Below are 24,111 nucleotides of genomic sequence, written 5' to 3'. Positions count from 1 at the left end.
CTTTCTGATTACTTGATCTCTTCAGGAATCAGTACTCCTGATTCTTCAAGAAGGGTAAGAAGAAGATGGATGTCATGAGTACGTGGGAAAAACCGGGTGTAAGGAGATGAATGCCCCTTTGATAGATTTTTCAGCGGCCTGCTCAGCCTAATAGAGTTCCCCACATACATGGGGTTGAACCCTAAGCGTCGACGGGCGTATATAGTGTTATACAGAGTTCCCCACACATGTGGGGATAAACCTGAATTTGATCACTGGCTGAAGGAAGAGAAAGGGAGTTCCCCACATATCTGCTAATAAATCCTCAAATAATAAAGATTTGCCAAGCAGAAGGTCGAGTTCCCCACATATGTGGGGATGAACTGTTATCTCAGCTTGGATCTATCAAGATCTCCGCATCCACGACCCTGGTAAACACACCAACTTGGGCGCGGCAGTTTTTCTTACACATCCCTCGAAACACGTCGATCTGAAATTTTTACTAAACCTGAAAACATGACACTGAGTTAGGCATATGAGAAATAACGGATTATTTCCAAATAAAGGTGCAAATCGCCACGTACAAGACATTCCAAGTGAAGATAAAAAATATATACCACCATAACACATCTGGTAATTGTCACATAGTACTCCGATGGGGGGGGTTATGTGATACCATGATCTCATGTGTTTCTGATCGAACATCGACTATGCTGATACTCGGACAATACCTTCTTTTTTTTGAATTCAGGGATTCAGCAGGTAATTTATGAACCAATTATTCATCACGTATAATATTATGGCACCGCAATGATGAGAAGAAATTCCAAGGTGCCTATAAACAGAGCCTGTCCTGTAAAGCCTGAAAGAATTTTTTGACCAGTTAACCGTTTTTTTGATTAAAGTATAGTGATTTTCCTAAACATATTTGAGAACCCGGAGGGATCACAGGGTAGCCGGATAGGGTTAGAAAAAGGTACTGAAAACTATTAAACAAAATACCGCGCCTCACAGACACAGCCATTTCAAGGTTGATTTATTGATTTTTAATATCAATCTAAGAAATTTATCAGAACGTACCTGTCAATACCAGCCTCATCACCTCATAACATGTGATGAACAACTGAAAACGCCTATAAATTTTTAAATATCACATTCACAATATGAAGGGATACTGATGATTACGGATTGAGACAAGATCAGTTGATTAATACCATCCGGTATACTCTTATTTCAAAGATGTATACAATATTCATCAGATAAAGGGGGGATAATAATGGCAACAAAACCAGCACCAAGAAAAACTGTTAAAAAGCCGGTAAAGCCAGTGGCAAAACCCAAACAAGTTCAGGAAAGTGTTAATACTTCTGAAATTGCCGATCTTAAAAAGATCATTGACATGCAGGCAAAGCAACTGCTCCAGTTAAACAAGACAGTTGGAACCCTGCAGACTGAACTGAAAGAGGTTAAGGTAAAGATCGCATCAGATGTGGCTAAACCAGCATCTGTAACACCTGCCAAGGCACCAGCAAAATCTGCTGCCACTAAAGCATCACCTGCAAAGGCAGCTCCAGTAAAATCCATTTCAAAAGCCAAAACTCAGGCAAAGAAAGCATCAGCAACACCTGCAAAGGCCCCGGTCAAGAGCACTGCCACTAAAACTTCTCCAGTGAGGAGAGGGGCGGCAAAGGCTAAAACCCCGGCGCCAGAGCAGACAACAGCACCTGTAAAAGTACCAGCTAAGCGGGGCAGGAAACTTGTCCAGCCAGCACTTGATACCATGGTTCCTGTTCCGGTAAGTGTATCTGAACGGCTCAACGCACTCACGGCAACCAAGAAGATTACACAGACCAAATTCGCAGAGGAAGTTGATGTACCGCCAAATCTCATCTTCGACATTGCAGCACAGAAAATGAAGACGATCAGCCTTGAGCGGATACAGAAGATCACCACTGCCCTTAAAAAGTACGAAACCAAATAATCGCCAGGAAACTGATTCAGCGATTTCACAAACGATTATTCTTTTTTTAGTGTAATTCATATCTTCCAGAACTCCTATGAGCACCGCAGGAGAACTTTAGTATGGATCTCTTCCACGCGACCGGATACATTGCAGCATTCTGCTCCACGGTTGCATTTCTTCCCCAGGTATGGCAAACATACAAGACCCGTCATGCTCATGACATCAGTTACGGAATGCTCCTTCTTCTCATGACGGGAATGACACTCTGGCTCATATATGGCGTTGTAATCGGGGAATTGCCGGTAATTCTTGCAAATGGAATCACCCTCATCCTTCTGGCTACAATCACGGTCATGAAGATACGGTATCCATGACCTGAAATCAGAATCGTAGGACCCATTTCCAAGGAGATACCATTTGGAAACGTTTGTATCAGGAAATTTCACGGGTAACCCCATGTTCTGTAACCCGTTTCCAGTTGGTCATATCCTTCATCGTCTGAATTACACCGATAGTCTGACCGGTTGTATTGAGAATTGGTGATGCCTTAGCCCAAATCACTGCCCCCTTCCCACTCTGCAGAGAGGGGAGAAATGCTTCGGTGAAGAGACCGGAACCAAACCGCGAGACAGACGGATAATTCCGGATAAGATCACGGACAGAAAGATCAACCAGGTCAGCAAGAAGAGGAATACCTGGTTCAAACCGCTTACAGGCATCCCGATACCCGGCAGTCCCAATCACCTCATCCCTGCTATACCCGGTAAGGGAAGCCATCGCATTATTCCATGCAACAACACGCCGGTGATTATCAAGGATAAACGTGGGATCACCAACATGTTCAATCGCCTCCTCTAGGTGATGATACATCATCGAAAGAGACTCCTCTATCATCCGCTGTTCTGTAATATCAAGAGCAGAAAAGATAGTACATAGTTGATTTCCTCCCAGATCATTGGTGCGGGAGAGATGAATCTGGATTATACTAGTTTTACCATCCTCGGTAATATCTGATACAATACTGATCCAGCTCCCTTTCCTGGCCAGAGAGTCAGATATCTCATCCCTCTTTCCTTCAAGCTGAGGGTAACTGGAATAAACAAGATCGATCTGTTTCCCGTACAGATCATGTTCAGGAATACGCTGAAATATTCTCGTGAAAGCAGGATTGCTATAACTAATACGCCCATCAGGACAGATGATGGCTACTCCTTCATACGAATGGGAGATTGCAGTCTCTTTCATCTGTACCTCACGGTTCATCCTGACAAGGAGCGATATATCATTGAAATAGCCAATAAGACAGAGCGGAGATCCTTCTGTATCCTTGACAACAGACACGTTAAGAAGAAGGTTAAACTTCTCACCAGATTTCCGGGTTCCGGTTAACTCGCCGGAAAACCCACCTTCACGGGAAACAGCCTGCTTTATCTCAAAAATTTTTCGCAATGAGTCAACATTTCCATGGGCAAAATGTTCCAAGGGAAGTCCAAGAACATCAGACAGATGCTTATACCCCCACATCTGCAAAAATGCAGGATTAACATAGGTAACCATCCCATCAAGCGTTGCAAGCCCGATAGGAATGATAGATGATTCAATGGCGAAGCTCTTGATCAGGAGTTCGATCTCGGCTCGCTTACGATCAGTAATGTCACGGCCTACACCCTGATATTCCAGAACCATATCCTGCTCATCAAATATTCCCCGGTAAATCCAGTGCTGCCAACATCTTTTGTCTCCGGGTAGTGTAACCTCCATCTCGAGGTCCCATACAGGGGAATGCGGAGTGCAGGCTTCCATTCCAGCCTTTAGTCGGGATATGGATTCGGCTGGATGATATGAAAGGATAGAGTGGTTCACGACCTCTTCAGGGGTGATATTAAGGTTCCTACAAAATGCATCGTTGGCAAATGTGATCTTACCATCCGGCGTATACCTGCAGATCATCTCAAGCTGGTCTTCGACAATTCCTCGGTACCGGGCTTCATTAAGACGAAGCCGCTCTTCCATCTCTTTTTCAAGAGTGATATCCTCAATGATGACAGTCTGGCCGTGTTCACCAGTATCAAATATGGTGTTCAATATCCTGACTTTATAATATTGGATCCAGTCATACTCTTCCATCTTGAGAATACGCGTTTGTTCTGCTTTTTCCCCAAGACCTTCCATAAGACGCTGACTTGTAAGGACACTGAGCAGATTTTGAGGAAGAACAGTAATCGGTGCACTCAGAATCTCTTCCTGACGCAGATCAAACATCTGGCAGAACCTTTCATTTACCTGGTTAATCCTGCCTTCCTGATTAATGACAACAATCCCTTCTTTGGTGAACCCAAGGATAGCGGCAAGTGGGATTCGTTGAGAAATATAAAAGACCTTTGCAGCCCCCATTTGCCGCATCTCAACACATCCTGATATTTCAAGGATCTCAAGATACTTAGCAACCGAATTTCGGTTCATTTTCAGACGCTGCGAAATATCGGAGATTGTTAGGCCACGGGGATGAAATTTAAGCAGCGAACGGATTTTATTGAGGTTATCCCGTTCTGCAGGCATACTTGAAATCTCTGAACCATACTAATAAAGATATGCCAAGCAATAACCTAAAAAAATAAAAGTTTAAATAGTATATTCAGAGGAAAAACCTCAGCAAAGCATTGATTTCACTATTTATTTCTAGACCAATTATCAAGTTGTACACAACAAGTAATTTATATATAAGTCCAATACACCCAACTTCCTACAGTCACTAATGCCATGCAATACTGCATAGAAAATCCTTATAAGCACATCTTTACCATAGAAATCTGCCCTTATCAGGAGGGCTGAACACTCAAGTACAACCATGCCACTGGAGATCCGGTCTGTCATGAAGATAGGTCGAGATCTCGTTATGAAGTTGCGTGGATCTTCATATGTGGAAATTTCAATGGTATGAATGATGGATATACCCGATTAACTGCCCGGCAACCGGGTAACCATCACCTTCAAAGAACAATCATTTAAACAATGCTCTGAAACATACACCCGGAGTAATAACGCCTCTAGAAGTGACAGTGAGATACAAATCTCCATTGATCAGAGCATTACCATTCAAGGAGATTTTGATCTCAATCTTGCATATCTTTTTTATTCAGTAGTAATAACCCAGCACATTTTACTGATCAGAATCGGAGAACTCATCTAATGAGGCATCGATCTCTGGTACGTGCAACCCAATATATGGTCACCTCTACGAACCTCAGCCAGTGGTGAGGGCTATCGACAATAAACACGCCAGCCCGGAGTTACCTATTCTGATCCTTGGAAAGAAAACATCAACGAAAAAAAAGGATCAGGGTGAAGATGATCAGGAGAGGCAGGTGGTGCAGGTAGAGAGTCTTGAAAACATTAAAGATTACTTTCAGAGCAATGATGCTGCCGGTTTAATCATCACCGGGGACAGGCAGGACATTAGGCACGATGATATTTCAGATATCTTGCACATCCTTGGACCATCACGATTCCTGCTCTTCCGGCCATCAGATGAAGTGATGGACAGGTTTATCAGGTCATTACTGACATCCAATGAAAAAGCGGATACAAAGAGTTATCGCGATGATTATGATGAACTTCGAGGCAGGATTTCCACGCTTGAGACAAAAAATGCCTCTCTCGAAGCAACGATCCGGACTCTGGTTGCTGCATTGAGTCAGTGCGATCCATGGCCTGAAGCATATGCAGGTGACGAAAATGCCTGGGATCTAATCATGCAGAATGTTCCTGTCGCTGACCAGGACCAGGCAGAGTTTGACCAGTCCTACGATGAAAACTCCGGAGAAGAGGAGGAGTTTGAAGAGGGGTGATGATCGTTACGAATTCATATGGGAAGTGTTATCCTGCTTTATGGTAAACAACCAGATCAGGTTTAGAGTCGTATAGGAATGAGAATGTTAGAGAAATGGAGACTGTCCCGGCAGATATCACTCATTATTTTCTGCACCGTGGCACTCATCGTTACAGGAATTATTCTGATTAATTATTTTGTAACGGTGGGAGCTGTTCAGGATAACTCCTTGAGACTCAGAGATCACTCTGAACAGATGATCAACACCTCATTTCGTATCATCAATGCCGGACTTGAGAACTATGATAACTCGTTTAATGGCATAATGGAGAACGGGTTCTCATTGGCAATGGAGAAGTACAATGAAACAGGTGGGGATCTCTCTCAAAGGGACCTGCAGAATCTTAGCCAGCAACTTGGGATGGAAATCTACCTTATCAACGAGTCCGCCGTCATTGTACAAAGTTCAAATACCCAGAACCCCGCACTTGATTTTAACCAAATCTATCCAAACGTCGCACAATTTTTAAAAAAAATCAGAAATACAAGCCAAATGTACCCGGATCGGATTACACCTGACTACTACACCGGGAACCTGACAAAGTATGCATACATGCCAACGCCTGATCACAAGTACATCATGGAGCTTGCATACAGTAAGCCGGAGTTTGGGCAACAGGAACTTCGTCTCGATTATCGTAGGGTTATGACTCAGATCAAAGAGATCAATCCTGATATCGATCACGCACGACTGTTCAGAAAAAATTTCCGACTTGTTGGTGATCCAAAATATAACGCTAGCGACGAGGAACGTTCAATCATCAGTAGTATTCTCACTGATCGTAAAAGTCGAGAGTTTCATTACCCCGAAAACGAGTCTGTTGTAAAATATCTCCTTGTTGATATGCGTAATGGAATCTATGGTGTTGATATGAGTCTTGTTGCAGAGATCACGTATCATAACAATCGGCTTGAGGACAAATTAAACCGCATACTCGTAAATCATCTCATTCTTGCTCTGATAATAATTATATGCGGTATGTTGCTTTCCGTGCAGCTCTCAAGAAGGATAACACGACCGATTGAAGATCTCGTCGAAGATGTCGACAGAGTGGCCTGTGGAAACCTCGATCACACCATCAGAACTGGTGCCAGTATCGAGCTTCGCAGTCTTCAGGAGAGCACTATAAGACTTGTCTCAAGTATCAGAACCCTGGTGTATGATCTCAAAAAAGAAAAAGAGAAGCTTCTCCAGAGTGAAGAGCGGTACCGCAAAGTAGTGGAGACCCAAGCCGAACTCATATGCAGGTTCAAACCTGATGGAAGTCACCTGTTTGTGAGCGATGCATACGCACGATTTTTTGGAAAAAGCATCAATGAGATGCTCGGGTCACGGTTTACCCCGGAGATGACTCAGGAAGAGAGGCAGATCATGGCAAATCACCTCTCATCATTAAACAGACAAACTCCATCAGCAACCATAGAACAAAAAATACTTTCCCATGATGGAACCGCCAGGTGGGTTCAGTGGAACGATACAGCGATATTCAACGAAGATGGCGTAGTCATTGAATACCAGTCAGTTGGCAGAGATATCACAGATCTGAAACAGCTTGAAGAAAACATTCGTGCATCAGATCTTCTCTACCGGTCAACAATAAACGCGATGGTTGATGGCGTTCATGTGATCGACCGGTCATATACCATACTTCTAATCAACGATGCCTTCCATGTCTGGATAGATCTTCCCACTGTTGAATCGCTTATCAACCAGAACCTCTTTGATGTCTTTCCATTTCTGGACGAGAAGATCAGGGCAGAATATATTGAAGTTTTTGAAACAGGCAGAATGCTGATCACCGAAGAAATCCTGAATCAGGAGAAAGGGATAATTCACACTGAAACCCGCAAGATTCCAATCTGGCTAGACGGAAGGGTTGAGAAGATTGTCACCATCCTCAGGGATACTACAGACAAACACCTGGCAGCGATAGCACAACAGAATATGAATCAGATGCTGGAGCATGAAGTAAAGATCAGAACTCAGGAGCTTGAGGCGATCATACATGAACTCGACTCATTCACGTACACAATCTCACATGACCTCAGAGCTCCTCTCAGAGCAATCGATGGATTTTCCCATATTTTAACCCTGAAAACGGAACACGATAAACAATCAGATACTGCTCATTATCTTGGAAAGATTCACGAAAATATCAGGTTTATGGACCTGTTGATCGATGATCTCCTCACCTTTTCTCAAATGTCACGGCGGCAGATCGAACTGACCAGTGTTAACATGCAGACAATTACTGAGGAAGTAGTCTGTGAACTCATGAGTTCTTACCCCCTCGTCAGGTTTGAGGTAACAATTGATGAACTCCCGCCGGCTTATGGTGATCTCCTCATGCTCAGGCAGGTACTCACCAGGCTCCTGTCTAATGCGATGAAGTTTTCACAAAAACGACACAGGCCAAAGATCAGGGTCGGATACACGATCTCTCATGATGTTCCCGAGTACTTTGTTCAGGATAATGGGATAGGTTTTGATATGCAATACGCAGATAAGATATTTGACGTGTTCCTGAGGCTGCATCCTGCTGGAGAGTACGAAGGAACCGGCGTTGGCCTTGCAATAGTAAACCGGATAATAATCAGGCATGGCGGACACATCAGAGTCATATCAGAAGAAGGATCTGGAACAACCTTCTTTTTCACGGTAGGGATGGTACATGGCACGAAGTGACGCAGGACTGGAATTAATCCTCATTGAGGATAGCCCAAATGACATTGAACTCTTCCTCAATGTTGTGGAATGGATTGACATGGGAGATCAGGTACGTGTCTTTCCTGACGGAAGGGAAGCACTTGAATATCTTCTCGGGACTGGAAAATACGAGGGACAGGCTCCGGATTATCCTGTCGTAATATTCCTTGATTTAAAAATGCCACTCGTAGACGGGATAGAGGTGCTTAAAGCACTCAAAGAAAATCCGCGCAGTGTGACCCACCCGGTGGTTGTCTTCACATCATCAAATCAGGACATCGATGTTGTGAAGAGTTACCAGCTTGGGGCAAACAGTTATGTTGTAAAGCCAGTCCAGTTCGAAAAGTATGCTGAGACAATTCGTGAACTTATCAATTACTGGCGAAATATGAACCGGCCAATGGTCCATACCGGAAACTGAATCTGTATTATCTTCTTATCTCCCATGACCGGGAGTCAGGTATCCAGATCATGATCTGGTTTCACTACAGTCCGCCATAACGCCTTCCCATTTTCAGGAAATATGACTGATGCTCCTCTTCTGCCTGCCAGAATGTATCTGCAGGAACAACCTGAGTAACAACAGGTGAGTTGAATAACCCGGACTGATTGATCTCGTGTATCATTCTGGTTGCACAGTCCTTCTCTTCCTCTGATCCATAGAATATCACAGACCGATACTGGGTTCCCTCGTCAGGACCCTGACGATTCATTTGGGTTGGATCATGGAGATGAAAAAAGACCTCAAGCAACTGCCGGTATGAGACCTGCTCTGGGTCATACTCAATCTGAACAGCTTCGGCATGCCCGGTTTTGTCAGTACAGACATCGCGGTAGGTTGGGCTAGACATCGTTCCTCCAGTGTAGCCCACCCGGGTAGCAAGGACCCCGGGTACCTGCTGGAATGCTGCCTGAACACCCCAGAAACATCCTGCTGCAACGGTAGCAATAGCCATGTGGGTACGTTTGATGCACGGGTTTATCAGGGTGGTACATGCTCACCATGTAAATCTATATACACCAGAAGAAACCTGATTGCATCATGCGATTATGGATACCAGTTACTATCTGTATCATTCTCACACTGTTCTTTCCGGTACTGGCTGACATTAAAACAGTCCCTCCTGGCGGGACTGTTTTCATCGGTGAAGAAAACCTTGATATCAGTGGATCAGGAGTCAGTTCAGGAAGTCAGATCGCCTGGTGGGCCCCAGGGACTTCACTTGATGAGGCACCGGCAGATACAGTCACGGTCTCAAACCCTGCCAGGTTCTCAGCTCTCAGTGCAACCTTTTTAGGAAAAGAAGGGATCTGGTACACACTCACAACAAAGACACCAGTGATGAAGATCAAGCAACCGAAACTGAAAGTTAAGATAAAGGATACGACTTCTGATTTTGACGCCACAGGAAAGTGGCTGCCCCGGGGCCATCTGGCCTCATTTCAGATCGAGAGTAACCTGTACGAAATCAGATCGCGGGGGGGTATTTCCGGAGCCCCGGTAGATATCCTCATTACAACTCCCAGCAGAAGCGAATATTCAACTGTTTCAGGCCCTTCAGGTTCATTCAGACTCAATGGAATCCCGGTCAGTTCTTCTCTGTATGATACCGGACCGGTCTGGAACACAGGCGGGACAGATTCCGGAACCTATACAATCCAGGCTAAGTGCACCGCAAATGAACTTGATTCAAACAGTGCTGACCCGGGAACAGGTGTATCAGAACCTATCACGGTGCTCATTCAGGACATTAACCCGCTGTCAAATTCAGGCAGACAGGTGGGGATAGAAACCGGTTCTTCCTCAACTGACACCGGAGAGAAAATAACCCAGGTACCAACTATCAAGGCAACTCCTGCGCAGACGATGACAACAGGAGCCGCAGTTACTGTGTCCCAAAACAACATGGCTACATCTTCACCCAGAGGGACGTCTATTGTCACAACACAGCAGACAGAGGTTCCGGTTCCAGCCTCTTCCATTCAGCAACCGGTCGCAAACCAGTCACCGCTTCCAGTGCCTCCAACAATAACACAGGCATCTCAGGTACCAACAGATACTCCAGTACCGGCTTTACCGGTCCCTGTCCAGACAAAATCTGTACCCCTCTCTGTACCGGGTGTAATCCTAACTGTATTTGCAGCCATGGCAGCACTATGCCGGGCCGGAAAGAGATAGAAGACATGTGATCAGAAATCAGGAACCTCAATCTTTTTTTGGATTCAGATAGAGTATATCACATGAATCTTGGGGCAACACTCATCAAATCGCGGCGAAGTGTCCGTAGTTTCACAGATGCACCAGTTGATGATGAGATCGTCCACGAAGCCCTCGAATGTGCCCGGCTAGCACCGACGGCAATGAATTTACAGCCATGGCTTTTTGGAGCTGTCAGGAATAAGGCACTGCTCAAGCAAATCGCTGAACTGACAGATCATGGACGATTTATTGAGACTGCAGCAGTCTGTTTTGCTATCTTTGGAGAGAAGGACGCCAAGTATTACCTTGAGGATGGCTGCGCTGCAACTGAAAATTTAATAATCTGTCTGCAGGGGTATGGCCTGGGGACCTGCTGGGTTGCCGGAGACAAGAAAGAGTACGGAGAACCAGTCAGAAAACTTCTGAATGTCCCTGAAAAGTATACCCTGGTCTCCCTGATCGCTGGCGGATTCCCCAAAGAGATCACGATACCAAAGAAGAAGCATCTTGATGAAGTCTCTTTCATGGATACCTGGAAAGAAGAAGAAGCGTAACCTTTGAGAAAATTATTTTTTTGGGGTTTTCAAAAATCAGATACCCTGGAAAAGTTTTACGACATCGCTATAATCAATTCTTCCGTTTCCGGAAATATCAAACGCTGCTACCGGCTCATTAGATTTGATCCAGTCAAGATACTGGAAATAGAGTGAGACATCAGCATAATCCCGGCGTCCATTTCCATTGATATCGTCATACACCCCGTCACCATTGAGATCCTTTGGTTTATTAGACTGGCCGGGAAGGGCAGATACTGAACTGCCAGACAGGGCTGAAAGGGTTTTTCCTGCATCAATCCGCCCACCTGTCACGGTCTTTCCTGACCAGGCAGAGATCGTATCTACATTACTCATGATCAGTGACTTCAGTTCAGCAGGGGTGAGGCTCGATTTTTGTGAGAGTAACAAAGCAGCGAGACCTGCAACATGAGGCGTTGCCATCGAGGTGCCTTTCATGCTCATGTACTGGGAACCAAGCGAGGTTGGATACAGGGAAAGGATACCATCACCTGGTGCTGCAACATCAACCGATACAGGACCGTAATTAGAGTAGGATGGAATGCCATCCTTTGCATTACTGGCAGCTACTGATATGATCTGTGCCTCTGTAAAACAGGACGGATACTGAGGTATGATATCCGTGTTGACACCAGAGTTGCCTGCTGCACATGCAAACAGTACATTGGTTGAAGATATTGCATCCTCAAGAGCCTGACTCTTGGCTGTGCCACCCCAGGAGCAGCTTATCACATCTGCTCCCATTTTTCTTGCGTATGCAATTGCATTCAGAGATGCCGCAACATCGCCGCTGCCATCAGCACGCAGGAATTTAAGTGGCATGATCTTCACTTTCTGGTCTATTCCACTGACGCCAATCCCGTTATTTCCTACAGCACCAATTACTCCGGCACAGTGGGTTCCATGACCGTTGTCATCCATCGGATCGTTGTCGTTGTTGATGAAATCCCATCCATGAACGTCATCAATATACCCGTTCCCATCGTCATCGATCCCATTCCCTGCTATCTCTCCCGGGTTGGTCCAGATATTGGCAGCAAGATCCGGGTGGGTGTAGTCAACCCCGGTATCAATGACCGCAACCACGATAGAATCTGAACCTGTGGTCACAGACCAGGCAGAGAGGGCACCGATATCTGCTCCTGAGGTCCCACCTGTCTGACCTGTGTTGGAGAGGGCCCACTGCTCAGAGAAACGAGGATCATTGGGAGCACCGGAGACTGATTCAGCGCTGAAAGATTCGGCAGTTGTATTATTAGGGAGTTCAGGTTCTGACGGGAGGGAGAGCTGGATGACATAGTTGGGCTCTGCATATGCAACATATGATGACTTATTCAGCTCTTCGATGGCCTTTTCAACCGAGATTGAAGTATCAACATCGATCATCTGCATCCCTTTAAGGCCCTCGGCAGAGAAGTCGTCACTAACCCCGGCGCCCAGGCTTGCCAGTTTGGCAGACGGGACACTCATAGCAGAAACGCTATCAGTATTTTTATACTTGATAATAATCTCGCCCGGAACATAGGGTGCATCGGTCAGGTTGGTTGTAGTATTTGAAGTCCCATTTACAGAATTGTTTATAGAGCTATTCGTACCGTCTGCCACAGAAAGGGCTACAACGGTGGATATTAACAGAAGAAAAACAATGAGCGATCTCCAGAGCTCCCGCTGATTGATCATATGATAACCCCACCCACCAGTGTCTGTATTAAGGCAGACCTGCTGTAGTAGGATATTGGAATGGCAGTAACATAAAGCCCTGCGGTATATTCTTTGCTGGACTATAGTCAATTGAAGAGAACGGGATTTTCTTTACTCGGTGAAAGGAATGATTATCCCTCAGTCAGGCAGATCTGTACCTCATGAATCCACCCATCCTGCAGGTTGCACTTGACCTGGTCGAGACGGATCGGGCACTCCGGATTGCAGAGGCTGCTGTTGCCGGAGGTGCTGACTGGCTGGAAGCAGGAACTCCTCTTATCAAGAGTGAGGGAATGGCAGCGGTCACAGCCCTTGCAAAAGCCTTTCCCGGCAAAACAATAGTTGCTGATATGAAAACAGCAGATACCGGGGCCATCGAGGTGGAGATGGCTGCAAAGGCAGGAGCCTCTGTTGTCTGTGTGCTTGGCTCAGCTGATGATGAAGTAATTGCAGAATCAGTTCGTGCAGGTGCCAAATACGGCGTGAAGATCATGACTGATCTTCTGAATGTTTCTGATCCGCCAGCACGGGCCAGGGTACTTGAAACACTCGGTGTTGACATCATCGCTGTTCATACCGGTATCGATCAGCAGATGACTGGTAAAAACCCCCTGGATGTTCTTACTCAGATAATTGGAACTGTTTCAGTTCAGATTGCAATTGCAGGTGGAATCGATGCTGCCATTGCCAGTGAGGCAGTTCGAATAGGTGCAGATATCGTTATTGTCGGTGGCTGGATCGTCCGGGCTTCTGATGTCACCGGCTCTGCCAGAGAGATTCGGAGTTCACTGGATAACCCGGGCCCGGGTGGATGGCAGCCTCCTGATAAGGAGAGCGAGATTCGCAAAATATTCAGCATGGTTTCTGCACCTCATGTTACTGATGCGATGCATCGGAAAGGTGCCATGCACGGGCTCTTTCCACTCTGTCCCGGGACAAAGGCGACCGGCCGGGCAGTGACTGTGCAGACCATCGGCGGGGATTGGGCAAAACCGGTTGAGGCAATAAATACGGCAGGGGAAGGTGATTTCCTCGTTATCAGCAACGATGAGGTGACGAGTGTTGCTCCATGGGGAGAACTCGCCACCCTTTCAGCAAAGAACCGCGGTGTCACCGGTGTAGTTATCGACGGGGCGGTCAGGGATGTGGATGACATCAGGAAGATGAACTTCCCACTCTGGGCAAAGGCAACAGTGCCGAACGCAGGCGAACCGAAAGGATTCGGGGAGATCAACGCGGAGATCAGATGTGCAGGCCAGACAGTCAGACCTGGTGACTGGATCGTTGCTGACGAGAGCGGGGTTGTTGTTATACCAAAAGAGCGGGCATACGAGGTAGCCAGAAGAGCTCTTGAGGTGAAAAAGACTGAAGACCGCATCAGGGCAGAGATTCGCGATGGCAGTACCCTGGCTGAGGTCATGAACCTCCTCAGGTGGGAAAAACAGTAACCTCTCCATCTGTTTATCAGGTTATCTGACGACTACTGAGAAAGACCTCCTAATATCTCTCACAGGACCCAGATCTCACCATATTTCATCATGATGATCAATACTATCCCTGCCTGGCTGAAGACTGTCCTTAAAATTACAATCGGTATCATCATCATCGGATGGCTGCTCTTCAGATTTAACCCTAAAGATATCATAGATGCCCTCGCAGGAGTCCAGATCTCTCTGCTCGTTGTCGCTGTTCTGGTCTATGCCATCACTCTGCTTCTGCTCTCCCTCAGATGGAGATTTATTCTCAGGCAGATGGGATATCATGTTCCTGTACTCGTTACATACCAGGGGTTTGTCGCTGGAATACTGATGTCTGATATGACCCCTGCCCGGGTCGGGGAGATCTCAAGACCCCTTACGATCCGTGATCGGGTACCAACCCATGCAGGACTCGGTTCTGTTTTTCTTGACCGGTATTGTGACTTTGTCGCAATCTTCATACTCGGATGTGGCGGACTTCTTCTCCTCTCGGCTGCTCATTCTCCAGGACTTCTTTTAATGGTGACCGCAGTCCTCTCTATTCCAATCGTCATTCTTACTGCATTCTGGGTGAAGAGATCAGCAGTGCTGAACCTGGTGCATATCTTCAGGATGCCCCGGCTCTCCTCTTTTGCCACTGACCTTGGTGAAGCCATGGATGCACTCTCTCATCCTGCACTGACCATGGGGTCATCTATCCTTTTCACACTCTTTATCTGGACACTTCAAAGCCTGCGTCTTGTGCTCATTGCTCTCGCAGCAGGGTTTGTCATCCCGATTCAGGAGATGATTTTCATCCAGCCACTGATAAGTGCTCTCGCACTGATTCCAATCTCAATATCAGGACTCGGTTTTGTTGAAGGTGGGTATGTCGCAGTATTTGCACAGTATGGTATACCAGCTGCAGCCGGACTTGCAATTGCTCTTCTTGACCGGGTCCTCACAGTAGGATTTCACCTGGTAGTCGGGTTCAGGTACGCTTTAAGAACCGTGGGGAAATAGAGGTCAGCAAGAATGTCCTGGTCAGATGGATCAAGGACTACCCCTAAAACTTTGCAAAGCCAGAGTTTTTACAAAGAAAAACGGATCAGTATGCATGGATGAGGATCGCCGTCTTCGGTACCAGGATAAAATAAATTGGATCCACGGACGTGCAGATCTTATAGACACCTGGTTTAAAGAAATCAATGAAATCAGTGGTCCCGGTTGCGACACAAAGACGATGCTGGCAATATTCAAGGCTTTTCAGGAGATAACTGAAGCAACCATGGATTGTATCTCGATGATCCTGCGGGATACAAAGGTTCCTGCCCGGGATGACTACTCAAATATTGACCAGATATCTCTCTTTTCAGCTGAACAGAAACGACTGCTCCGTGAGATGAACGGCCTTCGAAACCGGATTATTCACCGGTACAACGGTACCGATGAAGTTCTTGCACTGGCAGGAATCAATCAGTCACTTCCTGAAATTTGCTTGCTTGTACAGGTAATAGAGGAATGGATCCACAAAGTTTGAAAGAAGGGATACTTCAGGAACTTTCATCTCTGCCAGTAATCCTTCCCGGAGTGTTCCTCTACGGCTCGCAGGCAGAAGGAGTGGCAGATGAGAGAAGTGATACTGATCTCTGCCTGGTTGCGGGACCTGATCTGGATCCTGCCTGGCTCCAAAAACAGGCATGGCGTCACATCAGGGCGGACCGTTATGATATCAGGATATTTGAGTTACTTCCGCTCTTCATGCAGATCAGGATTCTGTCCACCGGAATTCTGATATCATCCCCGGACCTGTATGCTCTCAGTGAGTACCTGTATCCCTGGTGGAAGAAATGGGATGATCAACGATGGTACCAGACACCAATTCCGGGAGCACCGTAACTCGTACAGGAGTCACCTCTGGAATACAACATTTAGACATATTTCTTTACTTCAGGGGATTTTTTGTAAAATCCCGTTCAAGCATCGCGTAATGGGTGTGATCCATTCCGAGACTGAGGTATGTCTGTTGGGCTGTGAAATTCTGTTTCTCCACGTACAGCCTGATACCTGCTACCAGATCATCTGATGCTGCCCGCTCCAGAATATGATGATACAGAGCTGAAAAGATACCATTCCTCCTGAACTCAGGGAGAACATATACAGACTGAATCCACCAGAAGTCGCCACATCGCCAGTCACTCCATTCATAGGTAACCATACACTGCCCTGCAACAACTCCGGATGACTCTGCAATCAGGTAAAAGCCCTTATCAGGCCGGGAAAGAAAAATGGAAACTCCTTTTTCGACAGTATCTGGATAAAGAAGTTTTTTTTCAGTTTCCATCGCCATACGTTGGTTATACTGGGCAATGATGGAGGCATCATCAGGTGTTGCTTCTCGGATCGTGATATCCATATCTCCTCATAGATAAGAGGCACAGAAAGAAAAGGGAGACCCAGGAGAGACGATACCCTATGATCAGGGCTGCTGATCCCCGGGAGCTGCAAAGTGCCAGGTCCCGGATTCGCCGATATCTTTTTTCCAGATTGGCACGTAGGCTTTGATCTCCTCAAGGATCCATGAACACCCTGCAAATGCTTCCTGGCGGTGACCCGCACCACAGACAATGGCAACGATAGTTTCAGTGAGTGCAAGTCTGCCACTTCTGTGGATGATCTCTACCGATTTGAGAGAGAAATTTTCAGTGGCTTCAGCAGCAATCCGGTTCAGATCCCTGACTGCTATCTCTTCACAGACCTCAAGTTCAAGGGCTTCAAACCCGTCATCGCGGACTGTACCGATAAACGTCACAATCCCACCTGTTTCTGGTTTTCTTGCCCGTTCAATCAAGGCAGAGATATCAATATCATCGCGTGTTATCCCGATCATTTATCCACCAGATACCGGAGGAAACAGAGTTATAGTCTCGCCATCTGTGAGTGTGATACTTCCTGCCTCTGCCGGGAGAATCCGAGTTCCCTGGTACACCATCATCACGTACTCCTGGATCAATCCTTCTGAATTGAGCAGCAGCTCTGCATCAGATCCTGCTGTACTGGCAAGATTCCTTACAGCATCCAGAATTGATGCAGACTCTGGAAGATCCACCGGCGTTTCTTCTCCAAATATATCCCTGAATCGGGCATAGCAGATTATCGTTATCTTCATGATTCACTCACCGTAGGGTTTGACAGACAGGACAGTCTGGCCGGGCTGATAATGTAAGGTAGTCGGATCTTCCGCTCAGACCATCCCAAATCAAAAGTCTGCCTGCAATAAGACGACCAGATCCGGTTATGTACTTGATTACTTCCATGGCCTGGAGAGATCCAATCACACCTGCTGTCGCACCGATTACCGGAGTATCACGTTCAGGAGGTGCCCTGTGAAAAAGACAGGACAGACATGGGGTCTCCCAGGGAAGAATCGTGGTTAGTTGGCCTGAAAAACCTTCAACAGCCCCATGTACCAGGGGTATTCCTGATTGAAAGGCTGCTTTATTCAGGAGATACCGGGTTTCAAAATTATCCGTTGCGTCAACCAGGATATCTGCATCCCCGGTCTGGCTTTCAATGGTTTCAGCTGTGATGCGTTCAGGAATGGCTGTAATCGTCAGATCAGGATTAAGGGCTGTAAGGGTTTCTGCTGCTGAATACACCTTTCTCATACCGATGTTCCGGTTGGCATGAAGAAACTGACGATTCAGGTTCGACTCCTGAACCTGATCATCATCAACAATGATCAGTTCGCCAATCCCGGCCATGGCAAGATAGCAAGCAACCGGAGAACCGAGTCCTCCGGCCCCAGCGATGAAAACAGTTGCATCAGCAAGTTTTTGCTGACCCTCTCTCCCAAAGAGTGGGAGTTGCCTTGAGTAGCGGGTACTAGTAGTGTTCATGAAATCTCATCCTGAGTTTTGGAAGGATGCATCAATGTGGCAATATATTTGAGAGCGGCTTTCGCATCATCCTGCTTCTGCTCCACCCGGGAAGTTTTGACCCAGGAGAGAATTTCTTCTGTGCGATCTGAGGGGAGACCTGCCCCCCTGATCACCTGGGTCCAGGTCCTATCAGGATAATACCGTTTTTGTGCCTCTGAAAACAAAGCCATCCGTTCTTCCGGGGTTATAATACCTGATGATTCAGCTTTTTCAAGAGTAATTCTGATGTTGACGAGTGCTTCAGAAAGGGCGGTGTTTGATACGGGATCGCAGATGAGAGCAACCTCATCATCAGACTCAATCTCACCTTCCTGATAACGGCGATACACCTCACCGACTCCTTCCATGCCAAATGAAGAGAGTTCGGCTGCACGAAGGGCACCCATGCTCGACGCTCCTATCACTCTGATCCCGGCCTTCATCGCTCCCAGGATCTCACGATGACCAACCGAAGCATTCTCAAAAAAGAGGCCATCGATGATCCCGATAATCTTCGGCTTTGCTGCAATGGCTGCGGCAAGATCACCCCGTTTTACCGGTGGACAATATTGAACTGCTGATCCTGAAGGAAGGATCAATTCTGCCTCATGCAGAGGCAGGCTTGGACCCAGGTAAATAATTACGTCTGGCACTTCTGCACCTATTTCCAATACGTTCAGGATCCATTGCAAAATGTTCAAGCCCTGGAACGATAACCCTGACGACAGGAATCCCGATTTCAGGTCTTGTGAGATCAGTAACGAGGACATGGTTGATTCCTGCCTTCTTCAGCTCCCTGAGGGTGTATGCAATATCATCAAGGAAATCTTCAGATCGAAAGGCGTACATCTCTGAAAAGTCGATAGTATGACCGGTCTCAAACCATTTTTTATTCAGACGCTTTGTCCGGTCATATCCGATCTGCCGCTTCATGTGGCTGTCCTGGGTATCTTCACGTGCTCCGTGAATCTGGGTTGCCCTGCTTTGTGCAGCTTCGGTAAGGGCACGGAGAATTGCAATTTCTGGGACAGCATGAGTTCCCATCCCGATACAGAGGAGAGTCGGATCTCTGAGTGTGACATCGTCAGCAACTGCAGCAACAGTTGGAAGGCCAATTTCGCTTGAGATATCCCGAAGAATTATCTCAACTCCTGCTTCTTTGAATCGATTCAACAGAGAGAGAATGGTCTGGTTTTCAATCCCAGAAATTACCGGACCTCCTCTGTTTACAGCCTCTGCCAGAGACCAGGCATCCCGTTCAATGATCTCACAAAGGCCATGAAACACCGCTTCTTCAAGAGTGTTGCCTGATGCAATCCCGTTGGTACTGGTTCTGAAGAGCTGGCCCATACTCCGGTGAACCGGGTGAAAGATTGCATGAGCAGGTACAAGGACATCACTCTCCTGCATAATGTCACTTGCTGAAAACCAGGGAATCGGGAAGGTCAGATCAACGCCTTTGGGCAGAATTAGTTCAGTGGGATCGATCAGATCCCTGCCGTCTGCCATCTGATCAATTGTTCCCATCACCGGGAGACGATCATGCATCTCGGCAGAGTACCGCTCAAGCCCTTCCATGATGGCAGAGACCCGTGCAGCCATCTCGGTTGCACCTTTCCCGTTATAGACAGAAATTGATCCTTCGGCAGCATCCGGCCTTATACATGAAAATACAGGGATTCCTAGCCGATCAAGTCCGGTGATGTCAGCAACACGGGTTATTCCGGCCGGAACAACAAGGTCCTTTATAATCGCGTAGGTTTCTTCAGGGGATTTTGTCCGGTGAGTCTCCTGTTGATACCGTTTCCTGCACGAAGCGAGTTTCATTGATTATTACGTGTTGGTTCTGAACCCTGAAAAGAGATCTGATCCTGACTGAAAACCAAAAAAAATTGAGAATTCAGCCTAAAAACAGCATAGATCAAAAGACGCAGAAGCAACAGACAATTATATAACCGTAAAAACGCAAGTTCTCAAGCGAGGGATCGTAATGGACAAATTTGTGTCGCTGGTCAAGGAGATGAAAAGTCTCCCCCTGGAAGAGCGGGATAAACTGGTTGAGGAGAAGAAGAAGGTATGTATCTGCCCGACATGCCCGAGTTTCAACAAGTGTGCTATTGTTGAGCGGGAGAAACTCTTCTGCCTTCTTGGCAGAAGTTTTATGTGTATCTCATATGAAGAGGGGTGTAACTGTCCTACCTGCCCAATATCCAAAGAGGTCGGTCTCGAGTACAAATATTTCTGCACCCGCGGAGACGAGAAGGGACAGCGATACGAACAATCGGTCTGGGGATCCACCCTCTCCGAGTAATTTAATCTTTTTTTTCAAAGATCTTATGTTTGACGTAGGCGGTGCCATGGTGAAGAAATATCTCTCTTCACCTGAAGGGCAACAGATGATCAAGGAGTATATTTCATCTCCTGAAGGAATGAAAACCATCAAAGAATTTATGGGAAGTGCAGAAGGGAGGAAGATTGGTGCTAATATCCTGCTCTCAATGCTTGACCAGTTCCAAATTCCTGACGAAGCAAAAGGGATGATAAAGCAGGCATTAGAGGGTTTATAACCCGAATCATTTGTTCAATGACGCTCAATTGTTAATTTATCGGATTCTCAAGGTGTGGATATGCAGACTGCACCAGGAGATTCTCAAGATCAAATGGCATATCAGTACATGCACGGCGGGTAATAGTGAAGACCTCACCCCACATCTCCCGTGCCTCGTCACCATGCACTGGTGAAAGACCGTGGGCAAGGATTGATTCATTGCGGATTCTGAGGAAAGGCTCAAGGTGCAGATAATATTCTCCGGCACCCTGCATCCCGAGATCTTCAAGCAGCATAAATTTTGATCGCAGCCCTATACGAATCACTCCCTTCCGGTCTGCCCTACGGGCATAGAGTGAGACATCTTTCTTGTTGCGAAGAATCTTACGAAGCTCAGTGAAATGGATCTTTCCTTCAATATCGTCAATGTTCCATCTGAGTAGGAGGACCTGAGAGAGGAGTTCTACTACCCGGTAAAGCCGAGCAAAAGCATCATCATATCGTTCTCCCTCGATCCGCCGTTTGGCATTATTGAGAAGATCCACGAGGACATAGAGGTACTTCTCCTGTTTGTATCTGCACCGCTCTTTTTTTGAAAACCCATTCTCTCCTTTTACTTCAAGGTCGAGGAGTTTGTGAAGAAATTCCCGGTTTCGGGCTACACCTTCCGTCAGGTCATCTGCATGTTGTAAATACCTGAATGCTTCAGCATAGTTCAATTTGTCCCAGGAGTAGTATCCATGAAAGAGAGAATAATAGAGATCACGTTCAGGGATGGTAGAGAGTCCGGATAGCAGTTCAAGTGAACTACCAAAGTGATTATTATTGAACTGATCAACTGCCTGATGAAAACGGAGACGATCATAAGCAGCAAAAAGGGTCATTTCCTTCATCTTTTCAGTTCCCGGGATCACCAAACCTCCCTTTTTTTCTCCGGTAACATGTGCCACCGGACTCCGGGTCAGAAATGATACGATAGATGCTGCCATGGTCATTGATCTCGTTCCTGAACTTGCATCAATGACTATCTCAAATTCCTGAAAGAGGACACAGACACCATAGATCACCTCAAAACACTGGGAAAAATCATTTGGATCTCCGATTATGCATGTTTCAGACTCCGGGGGCTCCTGACCCCACAGCCTTTTGCATCCCTCCTTGATATTGCTGACCAGTTCTTTGCTTTCAGGTGAGCAGAAATAAATAACATGCTCAGGCCGGTAGAAGTGGATTACATAACTGCATGAGCGGACGAGTCGCTCAATTGCATCAACGGTATCAGAACCTATTCCAGTCCCAACCGTCATGAGGAGATACATCGGAGAAGATAGATCAGGATGGATAATCTTCCTTCCGATACAGGATAGTGATCCTATATATTCAACTCTGCTTCAGCGGATCACACCAGGGTTTGCCAGAATCTCGTAAATTCCAATGAATAGGACAAAGAGAGTTGAAGCCATTCCAAGAAAACTTAGTATCTCCCAGAGAATACCCTCGCTGAGCCCATCTCCAGTGAGGGTTAAGAGGAAACTGCAGAACCATATAAGATAGCAGAGAATTGTTAGAAAAATTACACGAAGTCTTGGTATACCTGATCGAAAAAAATTGAACGTTATCTGGATTATTATTAAAAAACTGACAACCAGAAGCCCTCCCTGAACATCAGATCCAATATTCAGCATCTTGTCGTCTTCTCCTGGTATATCATACCTATAAAGGAAGATAAAAGTATCCGGATTATTTCAGCATTTGTATTTTCTACAAAATGCAGTAAAAGAGGAGGCAGGGATACTCATCTTCACATATGGAAGAGGTATGGGAGAGTAAGCATTGCAACCATCAGAATGAGAATCAGGCTGCTCACAGTTCCCACAATCTGAGATCCATACCGGGAGAGCCCGCGTCTGGCCAGCAGGCGTTCGGTTGCTTCTTTAAAGATAAGTCCACCATCAAGTGGGAGCATCGGCAGGGCATTAAAGAGGCCGGCTGCCAGATTGATGAACCCTGACCAGAAGAGCAGATGAATAATCTGCCAGTACAGCGGGAAAGGCTCGGTGTAATAACTCGTGTCTTCAACATCAAATCCCAGAATCCGAAGCTGCTGACCTTCGTACCCGGGAATAAATGGTAGTGACAAAAGCATCAGAAATCCGGTTGGTGAGAGGAACCGCTGTGTTGTCTGAATGACACCTTGTCCATTATAATAGTATACGCCCATGAATCCAGACTCACGGACACCAAGATCAGCCGGCCAGGTGGACAAATTTAATTCATGTTCTGATATTGTCCCGTTCTTCTCAAACCCAACCATAATATGAGTTCCAGGGATAGTCTCGTTGAGCAGTGAGGCCACCTCTGCGGTATTATGGACAGGAGAGTCATTGATGGTTTTGATGACTGAAGGTACCGGGATACCGGCAGATGCTGCAGGGTAGTCCTTGTAAAATCCGACCACGATTGGTTCAGTACTGGGCACAGCCCAACCTATCATACCAATCATAAGGACAAAACAAAGTACCCCGATAACCATATTATTCATAATCCCGGCGCCATACATCCTCATCTTTGGCCAGGATTCTGACTTGTTCACCTCCTCTTCATCAGGTTCCACGAATGCACCGATGGGGATCACAAAAAAGAGAACACCCATGGCTTTGACCTTGATCTTCTCTACCCGACACAGGATTGCATGACCAAACTCATGGATCACAAGGGTGAGGATAAAGGCAAACCAGACTGCAAACGTGGACGGAACAAACTCATTCAGACCAGGGATGAGAAAGAGATTTTGTGGTTTGTTAATTGCAGTTGGTTCAGGTTTCAGGGCAACAGTGAGGTGGACCGAGAGAAGTATCATGGCCACCATCAATATCGAGACAATGATGACCATGAAAACACCAATGGTTCCATATATCCGCAGTCCACGGCTATACTTCTTGAACCAGTCAAAGAAGGTGACACTTTCGGTCTTCAAGGCAAGAATCGGGCCATAGAATGTAATATGGGATGCAAGGGCGGATTTCTCTCCAGAAGGCTCCGGCTCCTCACCAGAAGTGGTATCAGTGCGGGGTGAAGGGAGATAGGTTTTGATGATAGCAACCAATGCCAGGTAAATGACAATGACCACCAGAGCGACAAGATACCAGTCCATAGATGTGTACACATTGAA

General features: G+C 46.4%; 26 protein-coding genes. 13 read left to right on the top strand and 13 right to left on the bottom strand.

Annotated features, from left to right (window positions below; all coding sequences use genetic code 11):
- Positions 1 to 8: 8 nt before the first annotated feature.
- Positions 9 to 170 carry a hypothetical protein gene (locus DK846_RS17705; protein ID WP_181391755.1) on the bottom strand — a complete coding sequence of 54 codons (162 nt, stop codon included), beginning with the start codon at positions 168 to 170 and terminating at the stop codon, positions 9 to 11.
- Positions 171 to 1,255: 1,085 nt separating this feature from the next.
- Here DK846_RS17705 and DK846_RS12240 point away from each other — a divergent pair.
- Positions 1,256 to 1,960: a hypothetical protein gene (locus DK846_RS12240; RefSeq protein WP_109969237.1), complete on the top strand. Its 705-nt coding sequence runs from the start codon at positions 1,256 to 1,258 to the stop codon at positions 1,958 to 1,960.
- Positions 1,961 to 2,061: 101 nt separating this feature from the next.
- Positions 2,062 to 2,316 carry a SemiSWEET transporter gene (locus tag DK846_RS12235; protein WP_109969236.1) on the top strand — a complete coding sequence of 85 codons (255 nt, stop codon included), beginning with the start codon at positions 2,062 to 2,064 and terminating at the stop codon, positions 2,314 to 2,316.
- A 58-nt stretch (positions 2,317 to 2,374) separates the two neighbouring features.
- On the opposite strand, the gene DK846_RS12230 is transcribed toward DK846_RS12235, so the two are convergent.
- Positions 2,375 to 4,501 (bottom strand): PAS domain-containing protein, encoded by a 2,127-nt coding sequence (locus DK846_RS12230; RefSeq protein ID WP_109969235.1) that lies wholly within the window; start codon positions 4,499 to 4,501, stop codon positions 2,375 to 2,377.
- Between the two features lie 695 nt (positions 4,502 to 5,196).
- Between DK846_RS12230 and DK846_RS12225 the strand changes: the two genes are divergently transcribed.
- From DK846_RS12225 to DK846_RS12215, 3 genes are all read left to right on the top strand, one after another.
- On the top strand, positions 5,197 to 5,790 hold the full coding sequence (locus tag DK846_RS12225) for a hypothetical protein (protein WP_146201214.1): 594 nt from the start codon (positions 5,197 to 5,199) through the stop codon (positions 5,788 to 5,790).
- A gap of 84 nt (positions 5,791 to 5,874) precedes the next feature.
- Positions 5,875 to 8,517 (top strand): PAS domain S-box protein, encoded by a 2,643-nt coding sequence (locus tag DK846_RS12220; protein ID WP_181391754.1) that lies wholly within the window; start codon positions 5,875 to 5,877, stop codon positions 8,515 to 8,517.
- The gene (locus DK846_RS12215; RefSeq protein ID WP_109969232.1) at positions 8,504 to 8,959 is read left to right on the top strand and encodes a response regulator; all 456 of its coding nucleotides are present in this window, start codon (positions 8,504 to 8,506) and stop codon (positions 8,957 to 8,959) included. The genes DK846_RS12220 and DK846_RS12215 overlap by 14 nt, the downstream gene beginning before the upstream one ends.
- Positions 8,960 to 9,023: 64 nt before the next feature.
- Here the strand turns inward: DK846_RS12215 and msrA are convergent, their stop codons facing one another.
- Positions 9,024 to 9,494 carry a peptide-methionine (S)-S-oxide reductase MsrA gene (gene msrA, locus DK846_RS12210; RefSeq protein ID WP_109969231.1) on the bottom strand — a complete coding sequence of 157 codons (471 nt, stop codon included), beginning with the start codon at positions 9,492 to 9,494 and terminating at the stop codon, positions 9,024 to 9,026.
- Positions 9,495 to 9,580: 86 nt separating this feature from the next.
- Between msrA and DK846_RS12205 the strand changes: the two genes are divergently transcribed.
- Together DK846_RS12205 and DK846_RS12200 are read left to right on the top strand one after the other, a co-directional pair.
- Positions 9,581 to 10,717, top strand: a complete 1,137-nt coding sequence (locus tag DK846_RS12205; protein ID WP_109969230.1) for a DUF3821 domain-containing protein — start codon at positions 9,581 to 9,583, stop codon at positions 10,715 to 10,717.
- A gap of 62 nt (positions 10,718 to 10,779) precedes the next feature.
- Positions 10,780 to 11,292, top strand: a complete 513-nt coding sequence (locus DK846_RS12200; protein ID WP_109969229.1) for a nitroreductase family protein — start codon at positions 10,780 to 10,782, stop codon at positions 11,290 to 11,292.
- A gap of 36 nt (positions 11,293 to 11,328) precedes the next feature.
- Here the strand turns inward: DK846_RS12200 and DK846_RS12195 are convergent, their stop codons facing one another.
- Positions 11,329 to 12,993, bottom strand: coding sequence for a S8 family serine peptidase (locus DK846_RS12195; RefSeq protein ID WP_109969228.1), 1,665 nt, complete (start codon positions 12,991 to 12,993; stop codon positions 11,329 to 11,331).
- A 182-nt stretch (positions 12,994 to 13,175) separates the two neighbouring features.
- Here DK846_RS12195 and DK846_RS12190 point away from each other — a divergent pair, with 182 nt between their 5' ends.
- From DK846_RS12190 to DK846_RS12175, 4 genes are all read left to right on the top strand, one after another.
- Positions 13,176 to 14,462 (top strand): bifunctional hexulose-6-phosphate synthase/ribonuclease regulator, encoded by a 1,287-nt coding sequence (locus tag DK846_RS12190; RefSeq protein ID WP_109969227.1) that lies wholly within the window; start codon positions 13,176 to 13,178, stop codon positions 14,460 to 14,462.
- Between the two features lie 90 nt (positions 14,463 to 14,552).
- On the top strand, positions 14,553 to 15,494 hold the full coding sequence (locus DK846_RS12185) for a lysylphosphatidylglycerol synthase transmembrane domain-containing protein (protein ID WP_109969226.1): 942 nt from the start codon (positions 14,553 to 14,555) through the stop codon (positions 15,492 to 15,494).
- A gap of 25 nt (positions 15,495 to 15,519) precedes the next feature.
- Positions 15,520 to 16,011, top strand: a complete 492-nt coding sequence (locus DK846_RS12180; protein ID WP_109969225.1) for a DUF86 domain-containing protein — start codon at positions 15,520 to 15,522, stop codon at positions 16,009 to 16,011.
- The gene (locus DK846_RS12175; protein WP_109969224.1) at positions 15,993 to 16,370 is read left to right on the top strand and encodes a nucleotidyltransferase domain-containing protein; all 378 of its coding nucleotides are present in this window, start codon (positions 15,993 to 15,995) and stop codon (positions 16,368 to 16,370) included. The genes DK846_RS12180 and DK846_RS12175 overlap by 19 nt, the downstream gene beginning before the upstream one ends.
- A 46-nt stretch (positions 16,371 to 16,416) precedes the next feature.
- Here DK846_RS12175 and DK846_RS12170 read toward each other — a convergent pair whose 3' ends face one another.
- The 6 genes from DK846_RS12170 to DK846_RS12145 all read right to left on the bottom strand — a co-directional run bounded on the left by DK846_RS12170 (position 16,417) and on the right by DK846_RS12145 (position 20,218).
- Positions 16,417 to 16,887, bottom strand: a complete 471-nt coding sequence (locus DK846_RS12170) for a GNAT family N-acetyltransferase (protein ID WP_109969223.1) — start codon at positions 16,885 to 16,887, stop codon at positions 16,417 to 16,419.
- Between the two features lie 63 nt (positions 16,888 to 16,950).
- Entirely contained in the window at positions 16,951 to 17,361 is a 411-nt protein-coding gene (locus DK846_RS12165) for a molybdenum cofactor biosynthesis protein MoaE (RefSeq protein ID WP_109969222.1), read from the bottom strand.
- Positions 17,362 to 17,640 (bottom strand): MoaD/ThiS family protein, encoded by a 279-nt coding sequence (locus DK846_RS12160; RefSeq protein WP_109969221.1) that lies wholly within the window; start codon positions 17,638 to 17,640, stop codon positions 17,362 to 17,364. It abuts the gene before it with no gap.
- A 7-nt stretch (positions 17,641 to 17,647) separates the two neighbouring features.
- Entirely contained in the window at positions 17,648 to 18,370 is a 723-nt protein-coding gene (locus DK846_RS12155) for a HesA/MoeB/ThiF family protein (RefSeq protein ID WP_109969220.1), read from the bottom strand.
- Positions 18,367 to 19,044, bottom strand: coding sequence for a TfuA-related McrA-glycine thioamidation protein (locus tag DK846_RS12150; RefSeq protein ID WP_109969219.1), 678 nt, complete (start codon positions 19,042 to 19,044; stop codon positions 18,367 to 18,369). Before DK846_RS12150 ends, DK846_RS12155 begins: the two co-directional genes overlap by 4 nt.
- The gene (locus DK846_RS12145; protein WP_109969218.1) at positions 18,998 to 20,218 is read right to left on the bottom strand and encodes a YcaO-related McrA-glycine thioamidation protein; all 1,221 of its coding nucleotides are present in this window, start codon (positions 20,216 to 20,218) and stop codon (positions 18,998 to 19,000) included. Before DK846_RS12145 ends, DK846_RS12150 begins: the two co-directional genes overlap by 47 nt.
- A gap of 163 nt (positions 20,219 to 20,381) precedes the next feature.
- Between DK846_RS12145 and DK846_RS12140 the strand changes: the two genes are divergently transcribed.
- Positions 20,382 to 20,702 (top strand): DUF2769 domain-containing protein, encoded by a 321-nt coding sequence (locus DK846_RS12140; protein ID WP_109969217.1) that lies wholly within the window; start codon positions 20,382 to 20,384, stop codon positions 20,700 to 20,702.
- A gap of 25 nt (positions 20,703 to 20,727) precedes the next feature.
- The gene (locus DK846_RS12135; RefSeq protein ID WP_109969216.1) at positions 20,728 to 20,958 is read left to right on the top strand and encodes a hypothetical protein; all 231 of its coding nucleotides are present in this window, start codon (positions 20,728 to 20,730) and stop codon (positions 20,956 to 20,958) included.
- A gap of 31 nt (positions 20,959 to 20,989) precedes the next feature.
- Here DK846_RS12135 and DK846_RS12130 read toward each other — a convergent pair whose 3' ends face one another.
- From DK846_RS12130 to DK846_RS12120, 3 genes are all read right to left on the bottom strand, one after another.
- Positions 20,990 to 22,246: a TIGR02710 family CRISPR-associated CARF protein gene (locus DK846_RS12130; RefSeq protein WP_181391753.1), complete on the bottom strand. Its 1,257-nt coding sequence runs from the start codon at positions 22,244 to 22,246 to the stop codon at positions 20,990 to 20,992.
- A gap of 84 nt (positions 22,247 to 22,330) precedes the next feature.
- Positions 22,331 to 22,624, bottom strand: a complete 294-nt coding sequence (locus tag DK846_RS12125) for a hypothetical protein (protein WP_109969214.1) — start codon at positions 22,622 to 22,624, stop codon at positions 22,331 to 22,333.
- Positions 22,625 to 22,740: 116 nt separating this feature from the next.
- Positions 22,741 to 24,093, bottom strand: a complete 1,353-nt coding sequence (locus DK846_RS12120) for a site-2 protease family protein (protein ID WP_109969213.1) — start codon at positions 24,091 to 24,093, stop codon at positions 22,741 to 22,743.
- Positions 24,094 to 24,111: the final 18 nt, after the last annotated feature.

Source organism: Methanospirillum lacunae, assembly GCF_003173355.1.
In the GTDB taxonomy this organism is placed as follows: Archaea; Halobacteriota; Methanomicrobia; order Methanomicrobiales; family Methanospirillaceae; genus Methanospirillum; species Methanospirillum lacunae.
This window is presented reverse-complemented; position numbering and strand designations above follow the sequence as displayed.

Excerpts from the sequence above, each read along its gene's own strand:
- DK846_RS12160 (WP_109969221.1), bottom strand. The coding sequence starts at position 17,640 with ATGAAGATAACGATAATCTGCTATGCCCGATTCAGGGATATATTTGGA.
- DK846_RS12215 (WP_109969232.1), top strand. The coding sequence starts at position 8,504 with ATGGCACGAAGTGACGCAGGACTGGAATTAATCCTCATTGAGGATAGC.
- DK846_RS12205 (WP_109969230.1), top strand. The coding sequence starts at position 9,581 with ATGCGATTATGGATACCAGTTACTATCTGTATCATTCTCACACTGTTC.
- DK846_RS17705 (WP_181391755.1), bottom strand. The coding sequence starts at position 170 with ATGTATGTGGGGAACTCTATTAGGCTGAGCAGGCCGCTGAAAAATCTA.
- DK846_RS12195 (WP_109969228.1), bottom strand. The coding sequence starts at position 12,993 with ATGATCAATCAGCGGGAGCTCTGGAGATCGCTCATTGTTTTTCTTCTG.
- DK846_RS12155 (WP_109969220.1), bottom strand. The coding sequence starts at position 18,370 with ATGAACACTACTAGTACCCGCTACTCAAGGCAACTCCCACTCTTTGGG.
- msrA (WP_109969231.1), bottom strand. The coding sequence starts at position 9,494 with ATGGCTATTGCTACCGTTGCAGCAGGATGTTTCTGGGGTGTTCAGGCA.
- DK846_RS12180 (WP_109969225.1), top strand. The coding sequence starts at position 15,520 with ATGGATCAAGGACTACCCCTAAAACTTTGCAAAGCCAGAGTTTTTACA.
- DK846_RS12125 (WP_109969214.1), bottom strand. The coding sequence starts at position 22,624 with ATGCTGAATATTGGATCTGATGTTCAGGGAGGGCTTCTGGTTGTCAGT.
- DK846_RS12120 (WP_109969213.1), bottom strand. The coding sequence starts at position 24,093 with ATGGACTGGTATCTTGTCGCTCTGGTGGTCATTGTCATTTACCTGGCA.
- DK846_RS12200 (WP_109969229.1), top strand. The coding sequence starts at position 10,780 with ATGAATCTTGGGGCAACACTCATCAAATCGCGGCGAAGTGTCCGTAGT.
- DK846_RS12130 (WP_181391753.1), bottom strand. The coding sequence starts at position 22,246 with ATGACGGTTGGGACTGGAATAGGTTCTGATACCGTTGATGCAATTGAG.
- DK846_RS12145 (WP_109969218.1), bottom strand. The coding sequence starts at position 20,218 with ATGAAACTCGCTTCGTGCAGGAAACGGTATCAACAGGAGACTCACCGG.
- DK846_RS12165 (WP_109969222.1), bottom strand. The coding sequence starts at position 17,361 with ATGATCGGGATAACACGCGATGATATTGATATCTCTGCCTTGATTGAA.
- DK846_RS12190 (WP_109969227.1), top strand. The coding sequence starts at position 13,176 with ATGAATCCACCCATCCTGCAGGTTGCACTTGACCTGGTCGAGACGGAT.
- DK846_RS12230 (WP_109969235.1), bottom strand. The coding sequence starts at position 4,501 with ATGCCTGCAGAACGGGATAACCTCAATAAAATCCGTTCGCTGCTTAAA.
- DK846_RS12185 (WP_109969226.1), top strand. The coding sequence starts at position 14,553 with ATGATGATCAATACTATCCCTGCCTGGCTGAAGACTGTCCTTAAAATT.
- DK846_RS12240 (WP_109969237.1), top strand. The coding sequence starts at position 1,256 with ATGGCAACAAAACCAGCACCAAGAAAAACTGTTAAAAAGCCGGTAAAG.
- DK846_RS12235 (WP_109969236.1), top strand. The coding sequence starts at position 2,062 with ATGGATCTCTTCCACGCGACCGGATACATTGCAGCATTCTGCTCCACG.
- DK846_RS12170 (WP_109969223.1), bottom strand. The coding sequence starts at position 16,887 with ATGGATATCACGATCCGAGAAGCAACACCTGATGATGCCTCCATCATT.
- DK846_RS12135 (WP_109969216.1), top strand. The coding sequence starts at position 20,728 with ATGTTTGACGTAGGCGGTGCCATGGTGAAGAAATATCTCTCTTCACCT.
- DK846_RS12140 (WP_109969217.1), top strand. The coding sequence starts at position 20,382 with ATGGACAAATTTGTGTCGCTGGTCAAGGAGATGAAAAGTCTCCCCCTG.
- DK846_RS12220 (WP_181391754.1), top strand. The coding sequence starts at position 5,875 with ATGTTAGAGAAATGGAGACTGTCCCGGCAGATATCACTCATTATTTTC.
- DK846_RS12175 (WP_109969224.1), top strand. The coding sequence starts at position 15,993 with ATGGATCCACAAAGTTTGAAAGAAGGGATACTTCAGGAACTTTCATCT.